Annotated in this window: 17 protein-coding genes; 12 read left to right on the top strand and 5 right to left on the bottom strand. The window is 65.8% G+C overall.

Going from position 1 to position 24,397, the window contains the following annotated elements:
- Positions 1-25 precede the first annotated feature (25 nt).
- Together gmd and LGM56_RS10090 are read left to right on the top strand one after the other, a co-directional pair.
- Positions 26-1,075 (top strand): GDP-mannose 4,6-dehydratase, encoded by a 1,050-nt coding sequence (gene gmd, locus LGM56_RS10085; protein WP_179254796.1) that lies wholly within the window; start codon positions 26-28, stop codon positions 1,073-1,075.
- Between the two features lie 110 nt (positions 1,076-1,185).
- On the top strand, positions 1,186-2,328 hold the full coding sequence (locus LGM56_RS10090; protein ID WP_089495238.1) for a glycosyltransferase family 4 protein: 1,143 nt from the start codon (positions 1,186-1,188) through the stop codon (positions 2,326-2,328).
- Here the strand turns inward: LGM56_RS10090 and LGM56_RS10095 are convergent.
- The 3 genes from LGM56_RS10095 to LGM56_RS10105 all read right to left on the bottom strand — a co-directional run bounded on the left by LGM56_RS10095 (position 2,314) and on the right by LGM56_RS10105 (position 5,552).
- Positions 2,314-3,453, bottom strand: a complete 1,140-nt coding sequence (locus LGM56_RS10095) for a glycosyltransferase family 4 protein (protein ID WP_226204415.1) — start codon at positions 3,451-3,453, stop codon at positions 2,314-2,316. The genes LGM56_RS10090 and LGM56_RS10095 overlap by 15 nt on opposite strands.
- A 165-nt stretch (positions 3,454-3,618) precedes the next feature.
- Positions 3,619-4,278: an ABC transporter ATP-binding protein gene (locus tag LGM56_RS10100; RefSeq protein ID WP_089494153.1), complete on the bottom strand. Its 660-nt coding sequence runs from the start codon at positions 4,276-4,278 to the stop codon at positions 3,619-3,621.
- 122 nt (positions 4,279-4,400) lie between these two features.
- Complete coding sequence (locus tag LGM56_RS10105; RefSeq protein WP_089495239.1) at positions 4,401-5,552, bottom strand: hypothetical protein; 1,152 nt, start codon at positions 5,550-5,552, stop codon at positions 4,401-4,403.
- 447 nt (positions 5,553-5,999) lie between these two features.
- Between LGM56_RS10105 and LGM56_RS10110 the strand changes: the two genes are divergently transcribed.
- The 7 genes from LGM56_RS10110 to LGM56_RS10140 all read left to right on the top strand — a co-directional run bounded on the left by LGM56_RS10110 (position 6,000) and on the right by LGM56_RS10140 (position 20,137).
- Positions 6,000-7,205, top strand: a complete 1,206-nt coding sequence (locus LGM56_RS10110; protein ID WP_179254823.1) for a capsule biosynthesis protein — start codon at positions 6,000-6,002, stop codon at positions 7,203-7,205.
- Positions 7,198-7,989, top strand: coding sequence for an SDR family NAD(P)-dependent oxidoreductase (locus LGM56_RS10115; RefSeq protein WP_089494155.1), 792 nt, complete (start codon positions 7,198-7,200; stop codon positions 7,987-7,989). The genes LGM56_RS10110 and LGM56_RS10115 overlap by 8 nt, the downstream gene beginning before the upstream one ends.
- Positions 7,986-9,518, top strand: coding sequence for an LTA synthase family protein (locus LGM56_RS10120; protein ID WP_089494156.1), 1,533 nt, complete (start codon positions 7,986-7,988; stop codon positions 9,516-9,518). The genes LGM56_RS10115 and LGM56_RS10120 overlap by 4 nt, the downstream gene beginning before the upstream one ends.
- A 3-nt stretch (positions 9,519-9,521) precedes the next feature.
- Positions 9,522-17,153 (top strand): type I polyketide synthase, encoded by a 7,632-nt coding sequence (locus LGM56_RS10125; protein WP_226204416.1) that lies wholly within the window; start codon positions 9,522-9,524, stop codon positions 17,151-17,153.
- Complete coding sequence (locus LGM56_RS10130) at positions 17,150-18,067, top strand: UDP-3-O-acyl N-acetylglycosamine deacetylase (RefSeq protein WP_226204418.1); 918 nt, start codon at positions 17,150-17,152, stop codon at positions 18,065-18,067. The genes LGM56_RS10125 and LGM56_RS10130 overlap by 4 nt, the downstream gene beginning before the upstream one ends.
- A 64-nt stretch (positions 18,068-18,131) precedes the next feature.
- Positions 18,132-19,460: an aminotransferase class I/II-fold pyridoxal phosphate-dependent enzyme gene (locus tag LGM56_RS10135; protein ID WP_226204419.1), complete on the top strand. Its 1,329-nt coding sequence runs from the start codon at positions 18,132-18,134 to the stop codon at positions 19,458-19,460.
- The gene (locus LGM56_RS10140; RefSeq protein ID WP_089494159.1) at positions 19,457-20,137 is read left to right on the top strand and encodes a GNAT family N-acetyltransferase; all 681 of its coding nucleotides are present in this window, start codon (positions 19,457-19,459) and stop codon (positions 20,135-20,137) included. The genes LGM56_RS10135 and LGM56_RS10140 overlap by 4 nt, the downstream gene beginning before the upstream one ends.
- A gap of 24 nt (positions 20,138-20,161) precedes the next feature.
- Here the strand turns inward: LGM56_RS10140 and LGM56_RS10145 are convergent, their stop codons facing one another.
- Together LGM56_RS10145 and LGM56_RS10150 are read right to left on the bottom strand one after the other, a co-directional pair.
- Positions 20,162-20,995, bottom strand: coding sequence for a class II glutamine amidotransferase (locus LGM56_RS10145; RefSeq protein WP_226204422.1), 834 nt, complete (start codon positions 20,993-20,995; stop codon positions 20,162-20,164).
- A gap of 221 nt (positions 20,996-21,216) precedes the next feature.
- Positions 21,217-21,546 (bottom strand): carboxymuconolactone decarboxylase family protein, encoded by a 330-nt coding sequence (locus tag LGM56_RS10150; RefSeq protein ID WP_011351062.1) that lies wholly within the window; start codon positions 21,544-21,546, stop codon positions 21,217-21,219.
- A gap of 129 nt (positions 21,547-21,675) precedes the next feature.
- Here LGM56_RS10150 and LGM56_RS10155 point away from each other — a divergent pair, with 129 nt between their 5' ends.
- The 3 genes from LGM56_RS10155 (at position 21,676) to LGM56_RS10165 (ending at position 24,374) form a co-directional block, all read left to right on the top strand.
- Complete coding sequence (locus LGM56_RS10155; RefSeq protein ID WP_226204424.1) at positions 21,676-22,623, top strand: cupin domain-containing protein; 948 nt, start codon at positions 21,676-21,678, stop codon at positions 22,621-22,623.
- Between the two features lie 103 nt (positions 22,624-22,726).
- Positions 22,727-23,170: an inner membrane protein YiaA gene (gene yiaA, locus LGM56_RS10160; protein ID WP_069249222.1), complete on the top strand. Its 444-nt coding sequence runs from the start codon at positions 22,727-22,729 to the stop codon at positions 23,168-23,170.
- A gap of 139 nt (positions 23,171-23,309) precedes the next feature.
- The gene (locus tag LGM56_RS10165) at positions 23,310-24,374 is read left to right on the top strand and encodes a glycosyltransferase (protein WP_226204426.1); all 1,065 of its coding nucleotides are present in this window, start codon (positions 23,310-23,312) and stop codon (positions 24,372-24,374) included.
- The last annotated feature ends 23 nt before the right edge of the window (positions 24,375-24,397 follow it).

The raw sequence follows: 24,397 nt of genomic DNA on the forward strand, positions 1-24,397 counted from the left end.
CGCTATTGGTGCATAACATTTCATCATGGAGTCTGAGTTTGTGAAAAAGGCGATTATTACCGGCATTACCGGTCAGGACGGGGCCTATCTCGCGCAATCCCTTCTGGAAAAGGGCTACGTGGTATACGGGACATACCGTCGGACGAGTTCGGTCAACTTCTGGCGAATCGCCGAACTCGGGATCGATGATCACGAGAACCTGCATCTCGTCGAATACGATCTGACGGACCTGGGTGCCAGCATTCGCCTGTTGCAGACCACCGGTGCGACAGAGGTGTACAACCTGGCCGCGCAAAGCTTTGTCGGCGTGTCGTTTGAGCAGCCGATCACGACGGCTGAAATCACAGGCATCGGCCCGCTGAATCTCCTCGAGGCGATCCGCATCGTCAATCCGGAGGTGCGCTTTTACCAGGCAAGCACGTCGGAGATGTTCGGCAAGGTCCAGGCGATCCCGCAGGTCGAAGATACGCCTTTCTATCCGCGCAGCCCCTATGGTGTCGCGAAGCTGTATGGTCACTGGATCACCGTCAACTATCGCGAGAGCTACAACATCTTCGGTTGCAGCGGCATTCTGTTCAATCATGAATCGCCGTTGCGCGGCCGTGAATTCGTGACGCGCAAGATTACCGACAGCATGGCGAAGCTGCGTCTCGGCAAGCTGGACGTTCTCGAACTCGGTAACCTCGACGCCAAGCGAGACTGGGGCTACGCGAAGGAATACGTCGACGGCATGTGGCGCATGCTGCAGGCCGAAAAGCCCGATACGTACGTCTTGGCCACCAATCGTACCGAAACCGTACGGGACTTTGTCTCGATGGCGGCTCGCGCAGCGGGCTTCGAGTTGGCGTGGGAAGGCAAGGACGCGTCGGAAGTGGGTATCGACATGGCGACGAACAAGACGATCGTGGCGATCAATCCGAAGTTCCATCGCCCGGCCGAGGTCGATCTGTTGATCGGTAATCCCGAGAAAGCGCGCAAGGATCTGGGCTGGGAGCCGAAGACGACTCTCGAAGAGCTGTGCCAGATGATGGTCGAGGCTGATCTGCGTCGCAACGAGGCTGGTTTCTCGTTCTGATAGCGACGTTTGCCGATGTCCTTCGGGGCATCGCAATGGGGTATCGCACGGGCCATGATGTAGTCGCATCGGGCCCGTTTTGCTTTTGGTGGATGGGATTCGGGAGGCATGTGAAGGTAATTCTTGCGGTGGATTCGATCAGACCTCCGCTCACGGGTATCGGCCGTTACACGTGGGAATTGGCCAAGCATTTTGCTTCACCGGAAGGCGGGCTCGACGCGATTCGTTTCTATTTTGCGGGGACATGGGTCGACGACGTGGCTGGATTGCTTGACGGTCAGCCGGTCGCGCCAAGTCGCAGTCGTTTGCCGAAATGGGCGCGCTCGTTGCCACCGATCAAGGCTTTCCAGCGATGGAGCGGTGACCGGAGGTGGCGTGACCATCTATTCCATTCGCCTAATTATTTTCTGCCCGACGAATGTGCGACAGGTATTGTCACGGTGCACGATCTGTCGGTATTCAAGTATCCAGAGACTCATCCGGTCGAGCGATTGCGCCATTTCGAGCGAGGCTTCGCATCGACGCTTGAGCGCGCCGCGCATCTTGTTACCGACTCGGAATTTACTCGCCGAGAGGTCTCCGATTTCTTCGGTTGGCCAATCGACAATATCACCGCCGTCCCGCTTGGCGTGCCTGCGGAGTTCCGGCCGCATACGAGCGACGAACTCGCTTCGCCGCTCGCTGCCTATCAATTGTCCGCGGGGGGCTACGGGCTTAGTGTATCGACGCTCGAACCACGCAAGCGAATTGATCGCCTGATCGACGCGTACGCGGAACTCCCTGTTGCCTTGCGTTCCCGATATCCGCTCGTATTGGTCGGTAGCAATGGGTGGCTGAACGACGATCTTCACGCAAAGATCAGGAAAGGGGAGGACGAGCAGTGGCTGCGCTACCTCGGATTCGTACCGGAAGCCATCTTGCCGGCACTTTATGCTGGTGCTCGCGCGTTCTTCATGCCTTCGAAGTACGAAGGTTTTGGCCTGCCGGTGCTCGAGGCGCTTGCAAGTGGCGTTCCGACGCTGACTTCCAATGTCTCGTCGCTGCCTGAAGTGGCAGGTGATGCCGGCTGGCTGGTTGAGCCCGACGATCACGATGCCTTGCGCCATGGCATCGAGCGTGTGCTGAGCGACGACGTGTGGCGAGTTGCCGCGAGGGCCCGTGGCCTGGAAATCGCGCGCGACGCGACCTGGGCACGTTGCGCACGCCGCATGCTGGCGGTCTACGAGCGGTTCGAGCAGTCAGCGCGACTCTGATAGGTTTGAAAGCAGCGTCTTGATCTGTGCCGCACTTTCCTGCCAGGTGATGGGGAGAATGGCGCGGCTGTCTGGAGCGATGTCGTCGTCGATTGCGCGCAGCCAGTTACGGAGCGACGAAGCCAGTCCGGTGCCGTCGCTCGCCGAGAAGTAGGTGGCATGCCTGCCAGCTACTTCTCGGAAAACAGGTAGGTCACGCAGGAGCAGTGGCAGGCCGTGTTGTGCGGCCTCGACGATCGGCAGTCCGAACCCTTCTCCTTCGGATGCGAACAGTAGTCCGTCCACGCGAGCATACAAGTCTGCCAGTGCCGCGTCGTCGATGTCCTGTAGCCAGCTCAGCCGCTTCCCGAGTTCGGCATGGCTATCGAGGCGTGTCGTCAGTTCTTGTACCGCCCACCCAGCGTTGCCGACGATAATGAGCGTCGCATCGACGCCGTCGTTCCAAAGCGTGTCGAACGCGTCCAGCACCTGCCGGTGTCCTTTACGTGGCTCGATCGTTCCGACCATCAACACCGTGTGTCCGCGCCCAGTCACGCGTGGTTTGCGTGGAGTCGTGCCGGTCGCGCTGGTGCGGTGCGCCTGGAAGTCGGCTCCGAGATGGAACCAGCCCGTCGGCAGCTCGTGCTCGGAAATGCCGAAGCGTGTACTGAGGAACGCCTGGGTCTCGACTGCGACCGATTTCGATATGCAGTACAGTGCGTCCGCGTGAATTGCGATGGTCGACAGCCATTGCTTGAACGATTGGGCCGAGCGCCGCGTGAACCACTCCGGGTGCTGCATCGGCATCAGATCGTAGACGACGAACGCAAGCAGGACGCCTTGCCGTTTCCATTGAAGGAAATCACGCTGTCGCTTCGGGGCAATCCGGCTCGTCAAGTCGAGGCCGAGGAACACGTCCCTGGGGTTCGCATGAACCGGAGCGTCGCTTGCTGGAGGGAGGGTACCCGCCAGTCTGGCTGCGTAGATATCTGCATAGCGATAGCGATCGCGTCGATTGGCGCGCACCAGTCGCACCACGAAGCCTGGCGGAGGAGACGAAATCAATTGCAGAGCGAGCGAACGCACCACTCGCTGAATACCGGTTCCTGCATCGTGTTGCGCGATGATTGACACGTCGATGAGCAACTGGCGTTCCCGCGAGACTGATGCGGATCGCGTGCTTGTGCGTAGCCGGTCGGCTGCACTGCGTGCATATCGGGTCAGCGGAGCATGCCAGCGAGTTGCGGCACAGTGAGCGAGCGCTGCGCGGTTGAACCTTGTCAGGGGCATCGGTTGGGTGGAATGGGCGCTTCAGTTGATGGCGCTGTTTTCCTGGTAGAACGCGTAGGCTTCTTCGATCTCGTCAAACATGCGCAACCGACCTTGCACCAGCACGGCTGCCCGAGTGCAATGTTCGCGGATGTACGCGGCGTCATGACTGACGATGATGAGTGCCCGATCCGCGCGTCGTTCAAACAATTCGTGGTGGCACTTGGCGTGAAACCGGCTGTCGCCGACAGCAATAATTTCGTCGATGAGGAAGCAGTCAAATTCGATCGCCATCGACAAGGCGAACGCGAGTCGCGCGCGCATACCTGCCGAGTAGCTCTTGACCGGCTCTCGAAGGTAATACCCCAGTTCCGAGAACTCTTGTACGAACGGCTCGGCATCTTTGATGTTGACGCCATAGATGCGACAGATGAACCGCAGGTTGTCCATCCCGGTGAGGCTGCCCTGGAACGCGCCGCCGAATGCGAGCGGCCACGATACGCTCATGTTGCGATGAACCATGCCGGCACTCGGGAGTTCCGCGCCACTGATGAGGCGGATGAGTGTCGACTTGCCGGCACCATTCCTTCCGAGAATGCCGATTTTTTCGCCCCTGTCGACGCGAAGGTCGATCTTTTCGAGGACCCGGCGTCGGCCCTGTCGCGTGTAGTAGTCTTTGGCGATGTTCTTGAGTTCGATCATCCGAAATCAACTATTGAGCGTGCGTTACTGGGGCGATTAAGGCGGAACCGGGCCGGTTGCAGTCCGAGTCCGGCATCGACTGCGCCGCCAACATGGCGCGGCGATGTCGTATGAACCTCGGCTTAGTTGTGGTGCTCGCGCAGGCCTGCCAACAGAAGCGACAGCACGCCCCATGCGATCATACCCAACGCAAATACTTCGAAAATCGACTTCAGGCGCTTGGGTTCGACTGCAACGTCAGGGGTATTCGGCTGTATCAGGCGTTCCAGATAAAGCTGCTTTCGCTGTGCCTCGGCCCGTGCGTTTTCCAGCGCGCTCATTGTCGACGCGAGTTGCTTGTCGGCGAACTGCGCGTCGAGCTGCATGCGAGCGTAAGTCGCAGCTTTGGCCGAAAGTGAGTTCTTGCCGCCGGCAACGCCTGTTGTCGCTTCCTCAATCTGTTTCTGCAGATTGGCGATATTCGTCTTCAGGACGGAAATCTGCGGGTTTTGCGGTGCAATGGACTGAATCTGGGCAAGTTGCGTCTGTGCGGAAAAGAGCTGCGCCTGCAGCGCCGTAACCTGCTGCAATTGCAGGGCGGATTGCTTGTCCGGGTCGAACACTGTATATGACTTTCGGTATTCGGCCAGCGCGGCTGCAGCGTCTTTCGCTTTTGCAGCTGCAGCATCGACTTCACGTTGCGCGAACTGGACCGTATCTGCCGCAGCACGCTGATTCATCTGGTTAATCAATCGTTCGCCCATTTCCAGCAGGCGTTCGTTAATTCGCTGGGAGTCCTCGGCGGTATATGCACGAACCTGCAGCTTCGTAATGCCTGACTCGGAATCCAGTGTGGCCGTGACGACATGCTTGTCGTAATATTTCCACAGTTCTTCGAAGCTGCTGTCCGGCCACGTGTGGAACCGGCTGACAAAGTCACCATGCTTCGTATAGGCATCGAAAATGTAATTATTAGCGTTGAGTTCGCGAAGCGCATCTCGTGACGCCATGTAGTCGATGACGGAGAACGTATCATCCGCGGAGCGCGAGAGTCCGGCACCCTGCAGGAATGCGCCTACGATGCTGCTCTGCGTCTGCTTTTGTGGGCTTTTTACCACGAAGCGCGATTCGGACACGTAGACGTCCGACGCAATGACGCCAAAATACAGCGTCGCAATTGCCGTGGGAATAATGACGGTTGCCGCGAGCAGGCGATTGATCCGCTTGAGCCGCTGAACGAGGCCGGGTTTCTCTTCGGCCGGGGTTGTCACGTCGCTGGTGGTTACGTTTTCCAACTTTTTTCCGTCAATACAGAGTGCAAAGTGGCTGGCGAGCATGACGTCAACATGCGCCAGCCCGGGAGCCGAATTCGGATAAGCGGTGCCGTCGGACAGGCAGCCTGTGCAGGAGAAGCGCCCGGGGGCTTTGCCGGGTCCTCGCCGTACATCTATCGGCTGCTCCGCCTAGATCGGGTAGAGGGTGCGTCGACTTGCGTCTGCTCAAGGCGCCTGATTATAGGCTAGCTGTGCGGCATTCGGCTATGATCGGGGCGGCGACCGGTGCCAGGAGGACACATGCGAACGACTTTATGAACTTTGTCTTCATTCTGTCGTTCTTTCGGCATAAAATTGCGCCCAGCCACCAGCGGAGTTTGGCTCTCGCCGATGTCGATGGGGCTCGTCAGAAGAATAAAGCCTGTCTGGCAGTTTCCAGAGAAATTTTCGCTCCCCTTCCCGATATCCATGCCTCGCTCATTTCTAGTGCTGCAAGGCACGGCTTCAGTGTTTTTCAGTCGTCTTTCGGAAGCGCTCGTATCACGTGGTCACGTGGTTCATCGTGTCAATTTTTGCGGTGGAGACTGGTTTTACGGTAGAACCGGGAAGGTGTCCAACTATTCCGGGAAATTCTCGCAACTGTCGAACTGGTACGCGGACCTCGTGCGTGCCAACGGCATTACAGATGTCGTGATGTTCGGCGACTGTCGCGCGGTCCATCGGCACATGCACCCGGTTTCCGAGCAATTCGGTCTGCGCGTGCACGTGTTCGAAGAGGGCTACGTCCGCCCGCACTGGATCACGCTTGAAAACCACGGTGTAAACGGCCGCTCGCGAATGCCGGTGGATCCGCGGGAATACATGCGGTTGCGCGATGTTGTCCCAGCGGCAGAGCCCGGGGTGCCAACCGGCTACAACCTGTATGAGCGGGTGTTTCACGACATCACGTACCGGGTCGCCAATGCGCTGCTGATGTGGCGTTTTCCGCTTTATCGCAGTCATCGGCCGAAGAACGGCGTGCTCGAGTACACAGGCCTCGCGGTTCGGGCGCTGCTGCAAGGCAAGCATCGGCGGGAGGCCGAAGCGGTCACGCGCGAATTGCTGGCGAACGGGCGGCCGTACTATCTGTTCCCGCTACAGTTGAACTCCGACGCGCAGATCGTCGTGCATTCGCCCTTCAATGGGGTGCGCGATGCGATTGACTATGTTGTGCGCTCGTTCGCGCGGCACGCGCCGCGCGACGCAATCCTGCTGATCAAGAACCACCCGCTCGACACGGGGATGATCGAATACCATCGTTTCGCGATGTCGATCGCGCGCGAGGCCGGCATCGGAGATCGGGTCCGTTTCATCAACTCGGGCCACCTGCCGACGCTGCTCGAGCATGCGCGGGGCGTGGTCGTGGTGAACAGCACGGTCGGCCTGTCGGCCTTGCACCACGAGCGCCCGCTAGTTGTGCTCGGGACTGCCATTTATAATATGCGCGGCTTGACCTGGCAGGGAAAACTGGACGATTTCTGGCACGGCGGCGATCTGCCTGACATGCACCTTTATCACGCCTTCCTCGACTACGTGATGCACCACACGCAAATCAACGGCGACTTCTACACCCGGACCGGTATCGAGATGGCGGTCGCGGGAGCGGTCGAGCGCCTGGATCGCGCGGATGCCTGATCAACTGACGCGCTGCGTCGTCATCACCGGCGCGAGTGCCGGTCTCGGCCGTGCGCTCGCGCTCGCCTATGCGCAGCCGGGGACGACGCTTGGCATCGTCGGCCGCAATACCGTCGAGGTCGATGTAACGGCGGCAGCTTGCCGGGCGCGTGGCGCGACAGTCGACACAGGCACGATCGACGTACGCGATGCGGCGTCGATTGCCGCCTGGTTGACCGATTTCGACACCCGTCACCCGATCGACCTCTTGATCGCGAACGCCGGCGTGGCCAGCACGATCGCCGATGCGAGCGACTGGGAGGGCCTGGAACGAACGGCTCGCGTCATCGACACGAATCTCTACGGCACATTGCACACGGTCCTGCCGGTCATCGACCGGATGCGCGCGCGCAAGCGCGGTCGGATCGCGATGGTCAGTTCTATTGCCGCGCTGCGCGGCATGGCGATCTCGCCGGCCTATTGCGCGAGCAAGGCGGCAATCAAGGCATATGGCGATTCCGTGCGCCCGCTGCTGGCGCGTGACGGCGTGGGCGTGACCGTCATCCTGCCCGGCTTCGTGAAGACGGCCATGAGCGACGTATTCCCCGGCGACAAGCCGTTCCTCTGGAGCGCCGAGCGTTCGGCCGCCTACATCCGTCGACGGCTCGATACGGGCCGAAACGAGATCGCATTTCCCGGGCTACTCGCATTCGGCATGCGCCTCCTGCCGCTGCTGCCCGTTGCAATTGCCGACGCGATCCTCGACCGCCTGTCCTATCTGCCGTCGAAGGATCGGGCCAATTGAGCGCGCGTCTCGCCGTGACGCTGACGGCCGTCGTCGTACTGTCGTTCGCGGTCGACTCGATCGCCGTCCCGCGCGCGCCCCTGCGGCGGCCGCTGTTGTCGTCAGTGCTTCACATTCTTTCCGTAGTATTCCTGCTCGACTTTATGTTCGCCGTCACGTCGCGGCCGCTTTTTGCGGCCTGCTCGGCGCTGGCCCTCGTTGGTCTTGTCGCCGCAGTCAGTAATGCGAAGTACGAGTCGCTGCGCGAGCCGTTCGTATTTACCGATCTGAGCCTTTTCAGTCAGTTGTTCTCGCATCCCCGTCTTTACCTGCCGTTCCTGAGCGCCGGCAAGGTTGTCGCGATCGGTGCCGGCATCGTGCTCGTGATCGCAGGCTTCGTCGTCGAGCGCCCCGTGCCGGCAGGCTCCGGCATGTTGGTATGGCTCACGGTCGCGCTGTCGTTCATGCTGGCCGTGCTCGTGGCCGCTCGTGTGCCGTTGACGCTCGATCCCGACGCCGACCAGCGCCGCCACGGCTTTTTTGCCGTGTTCATTGGCTATCTGCTCAACGGCTTGCGTCCCGCGACGTTCCGGCGGTTCCGCGAGGTGGTGGCGGCTGGGCCGTTCTCAACAGGCAAGCCGGCGAGACGCCCTGACGTGATCATGATCCAGAGCGAATCGTTCTTCGATGCGCGCCGGCTCGGAGAGGCGGTCGAGCCGAGTCTCTTCAGGCGCTTCGACGAGGCGCGTCGCGAGGCAGCCTGGCAGGGCGAGATGACGGTGCCTGCGTGGGGGGCAAACACCATGCGAACGGAGTTCGCGGTGCTGACCGGCACGGAATCCTTTTCGCTCAGGTATGCGCGTTTCTATCCTTACGCATTTGTAAGAAATAAAGTCGCTTCACTTGCATCCTGGTTCGACCGTTGCGGTTACGACACAGTCGCGATTCATCCGTATTACGCCGATTTCTTCGGGCGGCACCGGGTATTTCCGTTACTCGGCTTCACGCGCTTTCTCGATATCCGCCATTTTGGGTCGGCGTCCCGTGCCGGCCCGTACGTGGCGGACGCGGCCGTGTCGGAGTCGATCGTCGCGGAACTCGAGGCGGCAGATGACGCTCGCCCGCGATTTATTTTCGCGATGACCATGGAAAACCACGGCCCGCTGCATCTGGAGGAGGTTTTGCCTGGAGAATCGTCTTCACGGCATACTCTTGGCGAGGACGCATCTTGGCGCGATTTGACCGCATATTTGAGGCACATCGAAAATGCCGATGCAATGATCGGGCGCCTGATCGATTATCTGCGCACCAGCAAGCGTGAAACGGTCGTTTGTTTTTACGGCGATCACGTTCCCGCTCTGCCCCATGTTTTCCAAAAGTTGGGCGTTATGCCGCAACGCAGCGACTACTTTATTTGGCGCAATTACGGCACAGATGCTCCCGAATGCCGGAATTTGGCAGCCGAAGAGCTTGGGGCGGCGCTGCTGCATGTGGTACAAGATGACGGAAATCGTGCGGAAGAGCCGTGCGCATCCGAGAAAGCGACATAAAAGATGAACAGCAAGATTGCAATAATTGGGATCGCTTGTCGGTTTCCCGGAAGCGCAAACAATCTCGGCGACTTCTGGCAACTGCTGCGCGACGAACGCGACGCAGTCACCGAAATCCCCGCCGACCGCTTCGGCACCGATTTCTACCAGCACCCGTCCAAGCGCGAGCCGGGCAAGAGCTACACGTTCTCGGCTGGCGTGCTCGACAACGTCGCCGGCTTCGATGCCGCGTTCTTCGGCATTTCCCCGCGCGAAGCGGCCCAGATGGACCCCCAGCAGCGCCTGCTGCTCGAACTCGCATGGGAAGCGTTCGAGGACGCGGGCGTGCGCCCGGCCGACATGCGCGGCAGCAACTGCGGCGTCTTCGTCGGTGCCGCCAGCATGGATTACGGCAACCGCAACATGGACGATCTGAACGTGATCGATCCATATTCGGCGACCGGCAACACGCTGAGCATCGCGTCGAACCGCGTGTCCTACCTGTTCGACCTGCGCGGCCCGAGCATGTCCGTCGACACGGCTTGCTCGTCGTCGCTCGTCGCACTCCACCAGGCCGTCAAGGCGCTGCAGTCCGGCGAAGCCGACGTGGCGCTCGCGGGCGGCGTCAACCTGCTGCTGCATCCGTTCGGTTTCGTCAGCTTCTCCAAGGCGTCGATGCTGTCGCCGCGCGGCCGTTGCCGCACATTCGATGCGACCGGCGACGGCTATGTCCGCTCGGAAGGCGGCGCGTTCGTGCTGCTCAAGCCGCTCGATCGCGCGCTCGCCGACGGCGACACGATCCACGCGGTGATCGCCGGCTCCGGCGTGAACTCGGTCGGCCACACGCCGGGCGGCATCAGCGTGCCGGGCGCGGCCGCGCAGGCGTCGCTGCTGCGCAGCGTCTATGCGCGCGCGGGCATCGACCCGCAGTCGCTGGCCTATCTCGAAGCGCACGGCACCGGCACGGCGGTCGGCGATCCGATCGAGGCGCGTGCGCTGATCGAAGTCGTGTCGGGCGCGCGCCCGGCGGATCGTCCACTGCTCATCGGTTCGGTCAAGACCAATATCGGCCATCTCGAAACGGCATCCGGCATGGCCGGCTTGCTGAAGGCCGTGCTGTGCCTCAAGCATCGCGCGGTGCCGCGCTCGCTGCACTTCGTCACGCCTAATCCCGGGATCGATTTCAACGGCGGGCGTCTGCGCGTCGTCGATCGCTACATGCCGCTCGACGCGGGCGACGCGCCGCTGACGATCGGCGTCAACTCGTTCGGCTTCGGCGGAACGAACGCACACGTCGTGCTGACGGAGGCGCCGGCTGCAAACGAGGCATCGACGGCCGCGCCCGAGCCGACGCAGGCGCAACTGTCTCCGCTCGTGCTGACCGCGCGCAGCGCGAACGCGCTCAGCGCGCTCGCGGGCCGCTATCTGGTGGCGCTCGACAACGGCGGCGACTGGCAGGCGCTGGCCGCCGCGGCCGCTCGTCGTCGACAATGGCTCGAGCATCGCGCAATCGTCGCCCCGGCCGACCAAGCCGAAGGCCGCACGGCGCTCGCGGCACTGGCCCAGCCGGCAGCGGAAGGGCTGCCGGCCTGCGTGGCAACCGGCCAGGCCCCGGCCGATGCGGTGCGCACCGCGCTCGTCTTCTCTGGCAACGGCTGCCAGTGGGTCGGGATGGGCAACGAACTCTATGCGGAGAACGCCGTGTTCCGCGCGGCGCTCGACGAAGTCGACGCGCTGTGGTGCGCCGATGGCAGCCCGTCGCTCGTCGACGTGATGCGCGGCGGCCCGAGCGTGGAATGGCTGGCCGGCGCGGGCGCCGAATGGCTCGCCGCGACGGAGAACGCGCAGCCGCTGCTGTTCGCGATCCAGGTCGGCATGATTCGCGTGATCGACGCGCGCGGGATGCGTTACGACGCGGCGATCGGCCATAGCGTCGGCGAGATTGCCGCGGCGTGGGTGACGGGCGCGCTGTCGCTCGCCGACGCGGTTCGCGTGATCAAGATCCGCAGCCGCGCGCAGGCGATGACGCGCGGCAGCGGCCGGATGGCGGCCGTCGGCATCGGCGACGCGGCGGCGCGCGAACTGATCGCGCGTCACGGGCTGGCGCGGCGCGTCGAGATCGCGGGCATCAACAGCCCCGACGCGGTGACGCTCGCGGGCGAGCTGCAGGGCTTGCAGGCACTGGAGGCCGCGCTGCGCGGCAGCGGCAAGTTCTTCCAGATGCTCGATCTCGACTACGCGTTCCACAGCAGCCACATGGACCGCATCGAGCCGGTCGTGCTGGCCGAGCTGGCGAGCCTGCGGCCGCAGCCGGGCAACGGCACGTTCGTGTCGACCGTGACCGGCGGCGCGCTGGCCGGCACCGAGCTCGATGCCCGCTACTGGTGGCGCAACATTCGCGAGCCGGTGCGCTTCGGCGACGGCATCGCGCATCTGATCGAGCAGGGCGTCCGGCTGTTCGTCGAGGTCTCGCCGCATTCGATCCTGCGCACGTACGTGAAGCAGGCATTCGCGGCCGCCGGCGCGACCGGTGTGGCGCTGCCGACGCTCAAGCGCGATCACGGCAGCGCGGCGACGCTGCGGCAAGCGATTCTCGCGGCGATCTCGCACGGTGCGAGCGTCGATCCCGACCGCTTCGCGCCCGGCGAAGCGCGTGCTGCATTGCCGTCCTATCCGTGGCAGCGCGACCATTTCTGGCTGACGCCGACCGTCGAAGGCTACGGCCTCGTCAATCGTCGCCGCGAGCATCCGCTGCTCGGCTATCGTCTCCACGAGCACGCATTCGCGTGGGAAAACCAGCTCGATCCGGCGAAGCTACCGATGCTGGCCGATCACGTCGTCGACGGCGGCGTGGCGTTCCCGGGTGCGGGCTACGTGGAAATGGCGCTCGCCGCGGCACGCACCTTCTTCGATACGCCGGATGCGGCGCTCGAAAACGTCGAGATCCGCACGCCGGTGGTATTCCAGCCGCAGCAGGCAAAGCTGTTCCGGCTCGTGATCGAGCCGCGTACCGCGACCTTCACGATCGAGACGCGCGACCGGATGTCCGACGGTGCATGGACGCTGAACGTGACGGGGCGGATGCTGGAAAGCGGCAACACGCTCGGCGATGCGAGCGTCGTGCCGTCGGGCGCGCTCGATCGTCTGCTCGCGTTGCCCGCGGCCGACGGCGACACGCTGTATGCAAACACGGCGGCCATCGGCCTCAGCTACGGGCCGGCATTCCGCTGGGTCCGCACCGTGCGGGTCGCCGCGGATGACGGCGCGGCGCTGGCCGACGTTGCCGCGCCGGCAGCATGCGGCGACGCGCGGGCATTGTCCGCCTATCTGCTGCATCCGGCGCTGATGGATAGCGGGTTTCATCCGCTGTTCGCACTGCTGGCGGCGCGCGCGCGCGAAGGCGAGCATCCGGCTTACGTGCCGGTGCAGATCGGCCGGGTCGACTATCTGCGCGGCGACACGGTCGAGCGGGTGCTCGTGCGGATCGACCGCCACAGCCCGCATTCGATCGTCGCGCATTTCGAATTCCTCGACGCGCGCGGCGCGATCGTCGCGCGGCTCGGCGCATGCCGGTTCCGGCGCGTCGATCTCGTCGGCCGCCGGCAGAACCTGCCCGCGCGCTTCGTCTACCGCCTGGAAGAAGTGCCGCTGCCGGGTGACATCAATGCAGCCGGTTTACCGGCCCCCGACGCGCTGCTCGCGCAGTCTGTCGCACGGCTCGATGCGGCCGGGCACGACGGCCGCCGGACTCAGCATCTGACCGAAATCCTGCCGCTGCTCGACGTGTTGGCGAGCCTCTATGCGCTCCGCGCGTTCGATGCGCTCGGCGCATTCGTCGGCACCTGGCAGCCGGCGGCCGGGCGTGAGGCATTGGCCGCACGTCTTGCCGACATGCTGGTCGAGGACGGACTCGCTCATCGCGATGGCGCGCTGCTCGTGCGCGACGACGCGGCGTGCGCGGCGTTGCCGCCGCTCGACGAGCTGTGGCGCGGGCTGCTGGCCGAATCGCCGGGGCACGTGGCCGAGCTGACGCTGCTCGCGCATTGCGGCGCGGCGTTGCCGGACGTGCTGAACGGCGCGAAGGATGGCGCACGCCTGCTGTCGCCGACCGGGCACAGCCTGGTCGAACAACTCCTTGCCGCATCGCCGACGTGGCAGCACGTGCACGCGTTGCTGGCCGCGAGCGTTGAGCAGGCGGTCGACGCATGGCAATCGGCACGCCGGTTGCGCGTGCTCGAGCTGGGCGCGACGGATGGCGACGTGCTGCAGACGCTCGGCATGCATCTCGCGGCCGCGCGCTGCGATCACACAATTGCGGCGACTGCCGGCCAACTCGCCGGGTTCGACGCGGATGCGGAAGCGGCGGTGCGCACGGTTGCGTTGCAGTCAGGCGAGCGGCTGTCGCTGGCGGCCGACGAAGCCGGCCCTTACGACCTGATCGTTGCGAACCGCGCGTTGAGCGGCCGGCACGATGTGGCCGACGCGCTGAATGCAATGCGGTCATGGCTGGCACCGGGCGGATTGCTGCTGCTGGCCGAGTCGCGTCGTGGCCGTTTCTCCGACATCGTATTCGGCGCGCAAGCCTCGCCGACGGAAGCCGATGCGCCCGCGCCGCTGGCACCGGCGGATCTCGATGCCGCGCTCGAGCGCGCGGGCTTCGTCGACGTCGTGCGGCACGTCGAGCAATCGCTCGATCTGGACGGCACGCCGACGTTCGTCATCGCGCGCAACCCCGCGAGCACTCTGGTCGCGCAACGCGGCGAGGATCCGAGCGATCTCGATACGCTTGCACGCAGCGAGCAATGGCTCGTGATGCACGCACCGGATGCCGCAGGCAGTTTCGGCGGGCGGCTGGCCGATGCACTGGCGCGCGCGGGCTATCCGGCCGATATCGTCGACGTCACGCACGCGGCCGATGCAATCGCGTCGTTGCCGGCCGGACGGCCGGCGCATGTCGTCTTCTGCGCGCCGGAAACGCCGCTCGCCGATTCGGCGACGGGGGATGGCCTGATGGCCGCGCAGCGTAACGGCGTGATCGCTCTTGCGGAACTCGTTCGCGCGCTCGGTGCGCAGCCGAACGCGGCCACGCGGCTGACCGTCGTCACGCGCGGCGGCGCGCCGTTCGCCGGGACCGCGAATGCGCATCCGGAACAGGCCACGCTGTGGGGTCTCGGTCGCGTGCTGGCGAACGAGCATCCCGAGCTCGCATGCCGCCTGATCGACGTCGATCGCGCGGCGGACCGGATCTCCGACGCGCTGATTCGCGAGCTGACCGGCGCGGCGGTCGAGGAAGAGGTCGTCCTGGGCGCACACGGGCGGCAGGTGCCGCGCATGCTGACCGCCGCGCAGGCCGCGGCCCGCAACGATGGTGCGATCGCGCGTGCGGCCGTGCTCGCGTTCGACGCGCCGGGCTCGTTGCGCAATCTCGAATGGTTCGCGTTGCCGGAAAGCCCGCTGGGTGACGACGAGGTGGAGATCGAGCCCGTTGCCACCGGTCTCAATTTCCGCGACGTGATGTATGCGATGGGGCTCTTGTCCGATGAAGCGGTCGAGACCGGCTTCGCGGGTGCGACGATCGGGATGGAACTGTCCGGCCGCGTCGTCCGCGTGGGCAACGCGGTGACGGGATTCGCGCCGGGCGATGCGATGCTCGGCTTCGCGCCGGCCTCGTTCGCGACGCGCGTCAGGACGCGCGCGCAAGCGATCGCACTGAAACCTGAGCGGCTGTCGTTCGAGGAAGCGGCGACCGTGCCGACCACGTTCTTCACCGCGTACTACGCACTCGTCGAGCTCGCGCGCCTGCGTCGCGGCGAGCGCGTGCTGGTGCACGGCGGCGCGGGTGGGGTCGGGATCGCCGCGATCCAGCTCGCGCGCCACTTCGGCGCGGAAGTGTTCGCGACGGCCGGCAGCGACGAGAAGCGCGAGTTCGTGCGCCTGCTCGGCGCCGACCACGTGCTCGATTCGCGCAGCTTGGCGTTCGCGGATGAGATTCGCGCGCTGACGGGCGGCCAGGGCATCGACATCGTGCTGAATTCGCTCGCGGGCGAAGCGATGGTGCGCAGCATCGATACGCTGCGGCCGTTCGGGCGTTTTCTCGAGCTCGGCAAGCGCGACTTCTACGAAAACAGCCATATCGGGCTGCGGCCGTTCCGCAACAACATCAGCTATTTCGGCATCGACGCCGACCAGTTGATGGGGGCGTTGCCGGAGCTGACCGCGCGCCTGTTCGGCGAAGTGATGGCGCTGTTCGAGGCAGGCGTGCTGCATCCGCTGCCGTATCGTGCGTTTCCGGCCGAGCGGGCGGAAGATGCGTTCCGCTACATGCAGCAGGCGCGCCAGATCGGCAAGGTGCTCGTGACCTATCCGTCCGGCACGCCGGCCCCGACGCGCGGCGTCACGCGCGCGGGCTCGCTCGCGCTCGATCCGCATGGCACGTACCTGGTGGTCGGCGGCACGGGCGGCCTCGGTTTCGCGAGCGCGCGCTGGATGGTCGAGCGCGGCGCACGCCGGCTGACGCTGGCGAGCCGTTCCGGCGAGCTCGCTGCTGTCGCACGCGAGGAAGTCGAGCGCTGGCGCACGACGCTCGGCGTCACGGTCGATGTCGTGTCGTGCGACGTGACCGACGCCGCGGCGGTCGACGCGATGATCGAGGCGATCGTCCGGCGCGGCAGCCCGCTCAAGGGCGTGCTGCATTCCGCGATGTCGATCGACGACGGCCTCGTGCGCAATCTCGACGATGCGCGCATGGCCGCGGTGCTCGCACCGAAGGTGGCCGGCGCGTGGAACCTGCATCGCGCGACGCGCGCGTTGCCGCTCGACCTGTTCGTGGTCTATTCGTCGGCGACGACCTATCTCGGCAATCCGGGGCAATCGAACTACGTGGCAGCCAACACTTTCCTCGAGGCGCTCGTCGAACATCGTCGCGCGGCCGGGTTGCCGGGCACGTTCATGGCCTGGGGGCCGCTCGAGGACGTCGGCTTCCTCGCGCGCCACGCGGATACGCGCGAGGCGCTGCAGTCGCGGATCGGCGGTGCGTCGATCACGTCCGACGAGGCGATGGTCGCGCTCGAACGCACGCTGCTCGCGGGCGCGGCCGGCGAGGCCGTGGTCCGGCTCGACTGGCACGCGGTAGCGCGCGGGATGCCGGCCGCGAAGGCGCGCCGGTATTCGCTGCTGCAATCGCACGCGAGCGGCGGCGATGCGCGCGACGGCGGCACGCAGTTGCGGGAAGAAGTGCTGGCGTTGCCGCGCGACGAAGCGATCGCGCTGGTGGCGCGGACGCTGCAGGCGCAGATCGCGCGGATTTTGCACATGACGCCGGATCGCATCGCGCTCGACAAGTCGGTGCTCGACATGGGCATGGATTCGCTGATGGGGATGGAGCTCGGCCTCGCGGTCGAGGAAGCGTTCGAGGTCAAGCTGTCGGTGATGGCGATTGCCGAAGGCGCGTCGGTGACGACGCTGGCCGGACGTATCGTCGATTCGATCGGCGCGTCGACCGATGCGGATGCCGGTTCCGCTACGGATGCCGCACAGGAGGCCGTCGCGGCGCTCGCGGCGAAGCATGCGATCGACGGCGAAGCGCGCGCGATGCTCGATACGCGGCAGGCGCCCGTGGCGGGTCGGGCGTCGCCGACGCTGGAGGTCGCGCGATGAGCGCGCCGTCCGGGTGGGCGACGCGTCAGGGCACGCTGGCACGGCCGCTGACGATCGACGGTCACGGGCTGCACACGGGGCGCCGGGTAGGCGTGCGGATCCTGCCCGGGCGTCCGGAGGAGGGCGTGACGGGTATCGCGTTCCGTCGCGTCGCGCAGGGGCGCACGCTCGCGACGCTGCCGGTCGATCCCGCGCTGCGCCGCGCGCAGCCGCTGTGCACGATGCTGCGCAATGCCGACGGCGTCGGCGTTCGCACGATCGAGCATCTGCTCGCGTCGCTGCTTGCATGCGAGATCGATCACGCGATCGTCGAGATCGATGCGGAAGAAGTGCCGATTCTCGATGGCAGCGCCGCGCCTTGGGTAGATGCGATCCGCGCGTGCGGCCGTGTCGCGCTCGATGCGCCGAAGCGCTTCATCCGCGTGCTGCGGCCCGTCGTCGTCACGGATGGCGAGGGCGACCAGCGGCGCGAAATGCGGGTCGAACCGGCGCCGCGTTACGAACTGAGCGTGCGCAATGACCTGCGCGGCTTCGGCGACATGCACTGGGATGGGGCGCTGACGCCGGCCGCATTTGCGACCGAAATCGCACCGTCGCGCTCGTATGGCCGCGTGAAGTGGGCGGTACCCGCGATCGTCGCCGGTTATCTGCGCGGCGTGCCGATCCTGCGCGGCGCGCGGCCGTCGTGCACGGCGTCCATCGTCGGCAATCGCGTGCTGGGCGGGATGCGGCTGCCAGAGGAGTTCGTCCGGCATCGCGTGCTCGACCTGGTCGGCGATCTCGCGCTGGCCGGTGCGCCGCTGCTGGCGCGCGTGAGCGCGCTGCGGCCGAGCCACGAGATGAATTTCCGGCTGGTGGATGCGCTGCTGGCGCAACCCGACGCATGGCAGTGGGCCGAGTTTCCCGACGCGTGACACCACGCTTTTTCATGATGCGCGGCGTAACATAGCGCCTTTTCGAGATACAGCGAAGGAAGCAATGGCACTGGGAGAGCATCTTCGCCAGCAACTGGCGGCGAAAGCGCTGAAACGGCAACTGGAGCGCGCGACCGATGCCGCCGCGGCGCCGGGCGTGCCCGGCACGCTGGCCGCGCAGACCGCATCGGCGCGCAGCCGCTTCGAATCGATGCCGCAGTATCAGCAGGTCCGGATCATGCGCGAGATGGGCGAGAAGTTGCGCGTCGACTCGCCGTTTTTCCGCGTGCATGAAGGCGTGGCCGGCGCGACGACGCAGATCGGCGGCCGCGAGTACCTGAACTTCGCGAACTACAACTACCTCGGCCTGGCCGGCGATCCGGCCGTGTCGTCACGCGCGAAAGCCGCGATCGACCGCTACGGCACGTCGGCCTCCGCAAGCCGGATGGTCGCGGGCGAGCGTCCGGTGCAGCGCGATCTCGAGCGCGCGCTGGCCGCGTTCTACGAGACCGACGACTGCGTCGCGTTCGTGAGCGGCCATGCGACGAACGTGACCGTGATCGGCGCGCTGTTCGGCCCGGGCGATCTGGTCGTCCACGATTCGCTCGCGCACAACAGCATCGTGCAGGGCGCGCAGCTGAGCGGCGCGAAGCGACTGAGCTTCGCGCACAACGACTGGCAGGCGCTCGACGAACTGCTGTCGCGCGTGCGCCGCGAATACCGGCACGTGCTGATCGCGATCGAAGGGCTGTACAGCATGGACGGCGATTTCCCCGACCTGCAGCGCTTCGTCGACGTGAAGACGCGCCACGGTGCATTCCTGCTGGTCGACGAGGCGCATTCGCTCGGTGTGCTCGGCGCGACCGGCAAGGGCATCCGCGAGCATTGCGGCGTCGCGCCCGACCAGGTCGACATGTGGATGGGCACGATGAGCAAGACGCTGGCCGGCTGCGGCGGTTTCATTGCCGGCTGCCAGCCGCTGGTCGACATGCTGCGGCATCTGGCGCCGGGCTTTCTGTACAGCGTCGGGCTCGCGCCGACGCTCGCCGCAGCGTCGCTGGCCGCGCTCGAGCGCCTGCAGGCCGAGCCGGAGCGCGTCGCGCAATTGCAGGCGCGCGGGCGGCAGTTCCTGACCGAGGCGCGCGCCGCCGGGCTGAATACCGGCACGAGCGCGGGGTTCGCGGTGGTGCCGGTGATCACGGGCAGTTCGCTGAAGGCCGCGCAATGGGCCAATGCGATGTTCGACGAAGGGATCAACGTGCAGCCGATCTTCTATCCGGCCGTCGAGGAAAAGGCCGCGCGCCTGCGCTTCTTCATCTGCTCGACGCATGAGCCGGAGCAGATCAGCCGGACGGTCGCCGTGTTGTCGCGTCTCGCGGGGCGCAGCGCATGACGCTGGCCGGTGCGTTCGCGCAAGCGGTGCCGCGCACTGGTGAGCGCGTGCGGTTTCGTGCGGCGCATGCGGGCGACGCGGCGGCATGCGCGTCGCTCGTGTTTGCGTCCGGCGTGGCCGAATTCGGGTTCTTTCTCGGTGAAAGCGACGCACGCTGTATTGCTTTCCTGCAGCAGGCGTTTCGGTCGCGATACGGGCGCTTTTCATGGCGCCGGCATCGTGTCGCAGTCGCCGACGATGACAATGGCACCGTGCTCGCCGTAATGGCGATCCACGACGGACAGCGGACGATGTTCGACGATGTGCATATCGTGTGGGCACTGGCGCGCTTCTTCGGTGTGCGCCGCACGATCGGCCAGTTGTTGCGCGGGCTGATCCTCGAAACGGAAATTCCGGCACCGAAGCGTTCGCAGATCCTCGTCGCGCATTGCGCGACCGACCAACGGCAACGCGGCACGGGGATCTTCAGCGCACTGTTTCGCGATGCGCTGGACACCGGCGCATTGCCCACCGACGGCAGCCGCGACGTCGTGCTCGACGTGCTGACGCGCAACGTGCGGGCCCGCGCGCTGTATGAACGGCTCGGGTTCACCTCGCTGCCGCGGCCGCGTGCACGGTCGCGTCGGCTGCCCGCCGAACTGGATTCGGTCCGGATGCGGTTGTCGCGCCGCGCCTGACGGCGCGAGTGACAGCCCGCCGCGCTACTTGTGCCGCGGCCCGAACGGCCGCTGCTGCACATCGCCGCCCTGCGCGACGATCGCCATGCTCTCCGGCACTTCCTCCCACGCGCCCCGCAAGTCGACGAGTGGCTCGGACACGACCATGAACGCGTCGTCGCCGGCTTCGGCGATGCGCGGGTTGTGCGGATACAGCTCGTGCAGGTGCTTGAACGACGTACTGTGGAACAGCGAGCGCGACTGCCGTTCGCTCGAATAGCGCACCGCGATGATCCGTTCGCCGTCGGTCGCGCAGATCGTCATGTTGAGCGGGTCGGCCACGCGATGCCGCGCGGCGCTTTCCTCGACCACGCCGACCATCCGCTCGAGCGCCGGCAGCGGCGTCTGCTCGAGGCCGTAGGTCAGCGCGAGGCGGAACATCAGTTCGGAGTCGGTCGAGCCTTCGAGCGTCGGGAACAGCGCGGGATCGACCTTCATCGTCAGGTCGCGGCGCAGCTTGTGAAAATCGCGGATCAGCCCGTTGTGCGCGAACAGCCAGCGGCCGTGGCGGAACGGGTGGCAGTTGGTTTCCTGCACGGGGGTGTCGGTGGCCGCGCGGATGTGCGCGATGAACATCCGCGAGCGGATCGCGCGTGCGGCTTCGCGCAGGTTGCGGTCGTTCCACGCGGGATGCACGGAGCGGTAGCGGAACGGGAGTTCGTCGGGGCGCCCGTACCAGCCGATGCCGAAGCCGTCGCCGTTGGTGGTCGTCGCCCCCAGCTCCGAATGCAGGCTCTGGTCGATCAGCGAATGCTTCGCGCGGAACAGGACAGTCTCGAGATGAATCGGATTACCCGTATAGGCGAGCCAGCGGCACATGGAGCGCTCCTTCACGATGGATCGTTCGCAGCATGGTAGCCGACTTCGCGGCGCATCCGTGCCTGGGCGCACGCGGCCAGTCATTCGGGCAGGTAAGCTGGCCAATCTTCATACATCGGGCGCCCCTCCGGATGCGCGATGCGCAACCGGGCGGCCATGCAGCCCATGCGGCCAATGCGGCCGGGCGCCACCGCCTGACGGCGGCGCTGCGGCCGCCAGGTTCACTCGCCGAGCGCGTCCATCACACGCGCTGAATAGACGAGCGCCGCACCCGCGTTCAGCGCAATCGCGACGCCGAGCGCTTCCGCCACTTCCTCCTTGGTCGCGCCATGCTTGGCCGCTTCCGCGGTGTGCACGGCGATACAGCCGTCGCAGCGCGTCGTGACGGCGACCGCGAGCGCGATCAGTTCGCGCGTCTTCGCGTCGAGATGGCCCGTCTTGGCGCCGGCGCCTGACAGCGCCTTGTAGCCGGCCAGCGTATCGGGCGACAGCTTGGCGATCTCGCCGATGCGCGTCGAGAGTTCCTTCCGGTATTCGTTCCAGTTCAGCATGATGCGTCCTTTCGAGTTGGGGTGAGGAGGGCGGCGGGGGCCGCGATCTCGGGCGATGCAGGGCTATTCTGATCGCTCGCGCTGAGGGTTTCGATACGCTAGAGTGTCAATTTTTAGCGCGATCGTCTCATGGATGCGTTGAGTCAACTCCTGTCGCTGGGCCGCAGCCATGTCGAGCTCGACGTGCGATGCCTGCTCGACGGGCCGTTCGCGATGCCGCACGACCCGCTGCCGTCCGGCGAGGCGGCGTTTCACCTGGTGCTGGCCGGAACCTGCCGGCTGCGTACGGCGGACGGGCGCACGCTGCAGCTCGCCGACGGCGATTTCGTGCTGCTGCCCGCGGGTGGCGCGCACGATCTGCTCGACGCAGGGGCCAGCCGGTCGCGCCCGGCTACGGCGCTGCGGGAACAGGGCGCCGGCGGCGGCGCGGTATTGCCGGTCAAGTCGAATCTCGATCCGGCCGAACCAGGCGGCGCGAGCGTGGACCTGCTGTGCGGGCGGTTCGTCTATGCGCGCGGCGCAGGCGAATTGCTGATGCGCACGCTGCCGCACGTGCTGCATGTCGGGTTGCGCGAGGCGTCGGGGTTCGCGCCGCTGCAACTGCTGACGAGCGTGCTGCGCACCGAGGCGTCGAACGGGCAGCCAGGCGCCGGCGCGATCGTGAACGCGCTCGGCCAGGCGCTGCTCGCGTACGCCCTGCGCGCCTACGGTCGCGGTGCGCGCGTGCCGTCCGGCTGGCTGGCGCTGGCGGCCGACGCGCGGCTCGGCCCGTCGATCCAGGCCGTGCTGCAGGCGCCGGAAAAACCGTGGACGGTCGAGTCGCTCGGCGACGCCTCCGCGATGTCGCGCGCGACATACGCACGCCATTTCCGCGAGCGGGCCGGGATGAGCGTCGGCGCGTTCGTCGCGCAGATCCGGATGATGCACGCGTGCGCGCTGCTGCAGGATACGCAGCGCGGGCAGGCGGAAATCGGCCAGGCGGTCGGCTACCAGTCCGAGGCCGCCTTCGGCAAGGCGTTTCGAGCCGTGCTCGGCACGACGCCGGGACGCTGGCGGCGGGCGCAGCGCGGCATGTAAGACTGCAAGCGACGCTGTCGTGGCACGCGCCAAAGCTGCTACCATGCGCGAAACGCAGTTCAACGAAAACGATTTCGAACAAAAAGAAAGAGAGGGCAAAGCAATGAACCAGACCACCATCCAGCAGCCGTCGTTCGCGTTCGTGGCCGCGTCGTGGGCCGCGCTGCTCGCCGGTTTCGCGGCATTCCTGATCGGTCTGTGGAACGCCGGCATGCAGCTCAACGAGAAGGGCTATTACTTCACCGTGCTGGTGTTCGGTCTGTATGCGGCCATCTCGCTGCAGAAGAGCGTCCGCGACCGCGCGGAAGGCATTCCCGTCACCGGCATCTACTACGGCCTCAGCTGGATCGCGCTGCTGCTGTCGATCGCGCTGCTGGTCGTCGGCCTCTTCAACGCAACGCTGCAGTTGAGCGAGAAGGGCTTCTACGCGATGTCGTTCGTGCTCGCGCTGTTCGGTTCCGTGGCCGTGCAGAAGAACACGCGTGACTTGCAGAACGCGAAGCCGCGCTATCCCGACGCCGAATCGGCGCCGTCCGTCCAGGAGTGACGGCACGCGAAGCGGGCGCCGTCCAGGCCGCCCGTTTTGCGACGACGGGCGCGGGCGACCCGCATTCGCCGATGCGCCGCGGGCTTCCCGCCCATTCGTTTCATCCATGCCGGTGCGCATGACGATGGAGATATTCCGGATGCCAGACTTCACAGAAACCACGCGGCACACCCGCGCGGCTGCTCGCGCCGTGGCGGCGCGGGCAGCGCTCGTGCTCGAGACGAACAACCTGCGCGGCGGCGCGGGGCTCGTGCAGGCCGTCGACAGCCTGAAGCGTCTCGTCTCGGCGCTGTCGAAGCAGACCGTGCCGCCTGCGGCGCTCGCGCAATGGATCATCACGCACGACGGGCTGCCGGCCGATGCGTGCCAGGAGATCGCCGCGCTGGCCGGCCGCCCGATCGACTTCGTCGAGATCGGCGCGAGCACCGGCTACTACGATGCGAAGAACGACGGGTTCGACCGGGTCGACGCGGCCCGCTGCGACATCGTCGTGTTCGGCGATGCCGATTGCCGGCCGGCCGACGACTGGCTCGAGCATCTGCTCGCGCCGTTCGCGCGCGACGCCGGCGACGCGCCTGCGGCGGTGGCGGGGCGTACCAGCTATGCGCCGAACGTGCTCGGCGTCGCGCTGACGTCGATCGATTTCATGTATTTCCCGAGCCCGCTGCGTGACGGTGCGACGCGCAATTTCTACGCGAACAACGTTGCGTTCCGGCGCGACGTGTTCGCGCAATTCCGCTACGAGCCGCTGGACGGCGTCTATCGCGCGCATTGCCAGGTGATGGGGCTGCGGATGCAGGCAGCCGGCGTGGCCGTCGAGTTCGCACCGGCCGCGCACACCGAACATCGGCTGCCGGACACGCAACGCGAATCGCTGAAGCTGCGCTGGATGCGCGGCGAGGACAGCGTCGGCCTGACGCCGTATCTCGTGAACGCGTACCTGCCGCGCGGCTGGCAGTGGCTCGGCCGCAGCGGCCCGCTCGGCCCGTTCTGCGTGATGGCGATGCGGCTCGGCTACAGCCTGCGCGCGCTGAATCATCAGCAGTTGCCGCAGCTAGGCGTCGTCCGCTATCTCGCGGCCGTCGGCGTCACGATCGCGGCGTCCGCCATCGATACGCTCGGCGCGCTCGCACGCGGTTTCGGTCTCACCGGGCATGCATCGGCCCGGCGCGATCTCGACGCGCTGTCCTATCACCGTCATTGAACCGGCGCCGCGCATCACGCGCG

Source organism: Burkholderia sp. AU38729 (assembly GCF_020419725.1).
Classification (GTDB): Bacteria; Pseudomonadota; Gammaproteobacteria; order Burkholderiales; family Burkholderiaceae; genus Burkholderia.

Bases quoted from the DNA above. Each gene is read 5' to 3' on its own strand.
- gmd (WP_179254796.1), top strand. From the start codon at position 26: ATGGAGTCTGAGTTTGTGAAAAAGGCGATTATTACCGGCATTACCGGT.
- LGM56_RS10100 (WP_089494153.1), bottom strand. From the start codon at position 4,278: ATGATCGAACTCAAGAACATCGCCAAAGACTACTACACGCGACAGGGC.
- LGM56_RS10110 (WP_179254823.1), top strand. From the start codon at position 6,000: ATGCCTCGCTCATTTCTAGTGCTGCAAGGCACGGCTTCAGTGTTTTTC.
- LGM56_RS10115 (WP_089494155.1), top strand. From the start codon at position 7,198: ATGCCTGATCAACTGACGCGCTGCGTCGTCATCACCGGCGCGAGTGCC.
- LGM56_RS10125 (WP_226204416.1), top strand. From the start codon at position 9,522: ATGAACAGCAAGATTGCAATAATTGGGATCGCTTGTCGGTTTCCCGGA.
- LGM56_RS10130 (WP_226204418.1), top strand. From the start codon at position 17,150: ATGAGCGCGCCGTCCGGGTGGGCGACGCGTCAGGGCACGCTGGCACGG.
- LGM56_RS10135 (WP_226204419.1), top strand. From the start codon at position 18,132: ATGGCACTGGGAGAGCATCTTCGCCAGCAACTGGCGGCGAAAGCGCTG.
- LGM56_RS10140 (WP_089494159.1), top strand. From the start codon at position 19,457: ATGACGCTGGCCGGTGCGTTCGCGCAAGCGGTGCCGCGCACTGGTGAG.
- LGM56_RS10145 (WP_226204422.1), bottom strand. From the start codon at position 20,995: ATGTGCCGCTGGCTCGCCTATACGGGTAATCCGATTCATCTCGAGACT.
- LGM56_RS10150 (WP_011351062.1), bottom strand. From the start codon at position 21,546: ATGCTGAACTGGAACGAATACCGGAAGGAACTCTCGACGCGCATCGGC.
- LGM56_RS10155 (WP_226204424.1), top strand. From the start codon at position 21,676: ATGGATGCGTTGAGTCAACTCCTGTCGCTGGGCCGCAGCCATGTCGAG.
- yiaA (WP_069249222.1), top strand. From the start codon at position 22,727: ATGAACCAGACCACCATCCAGCAGCCGTCGTTCGCGTTCGTGGCCGCG.
- LGM56_RS10165 (WP_226204426.1), top strand. From the start codon at position 23,310: ATGCCAGACTTCACAGAAACCACGCGGCACACCCGCGCGGCTGCTCGC.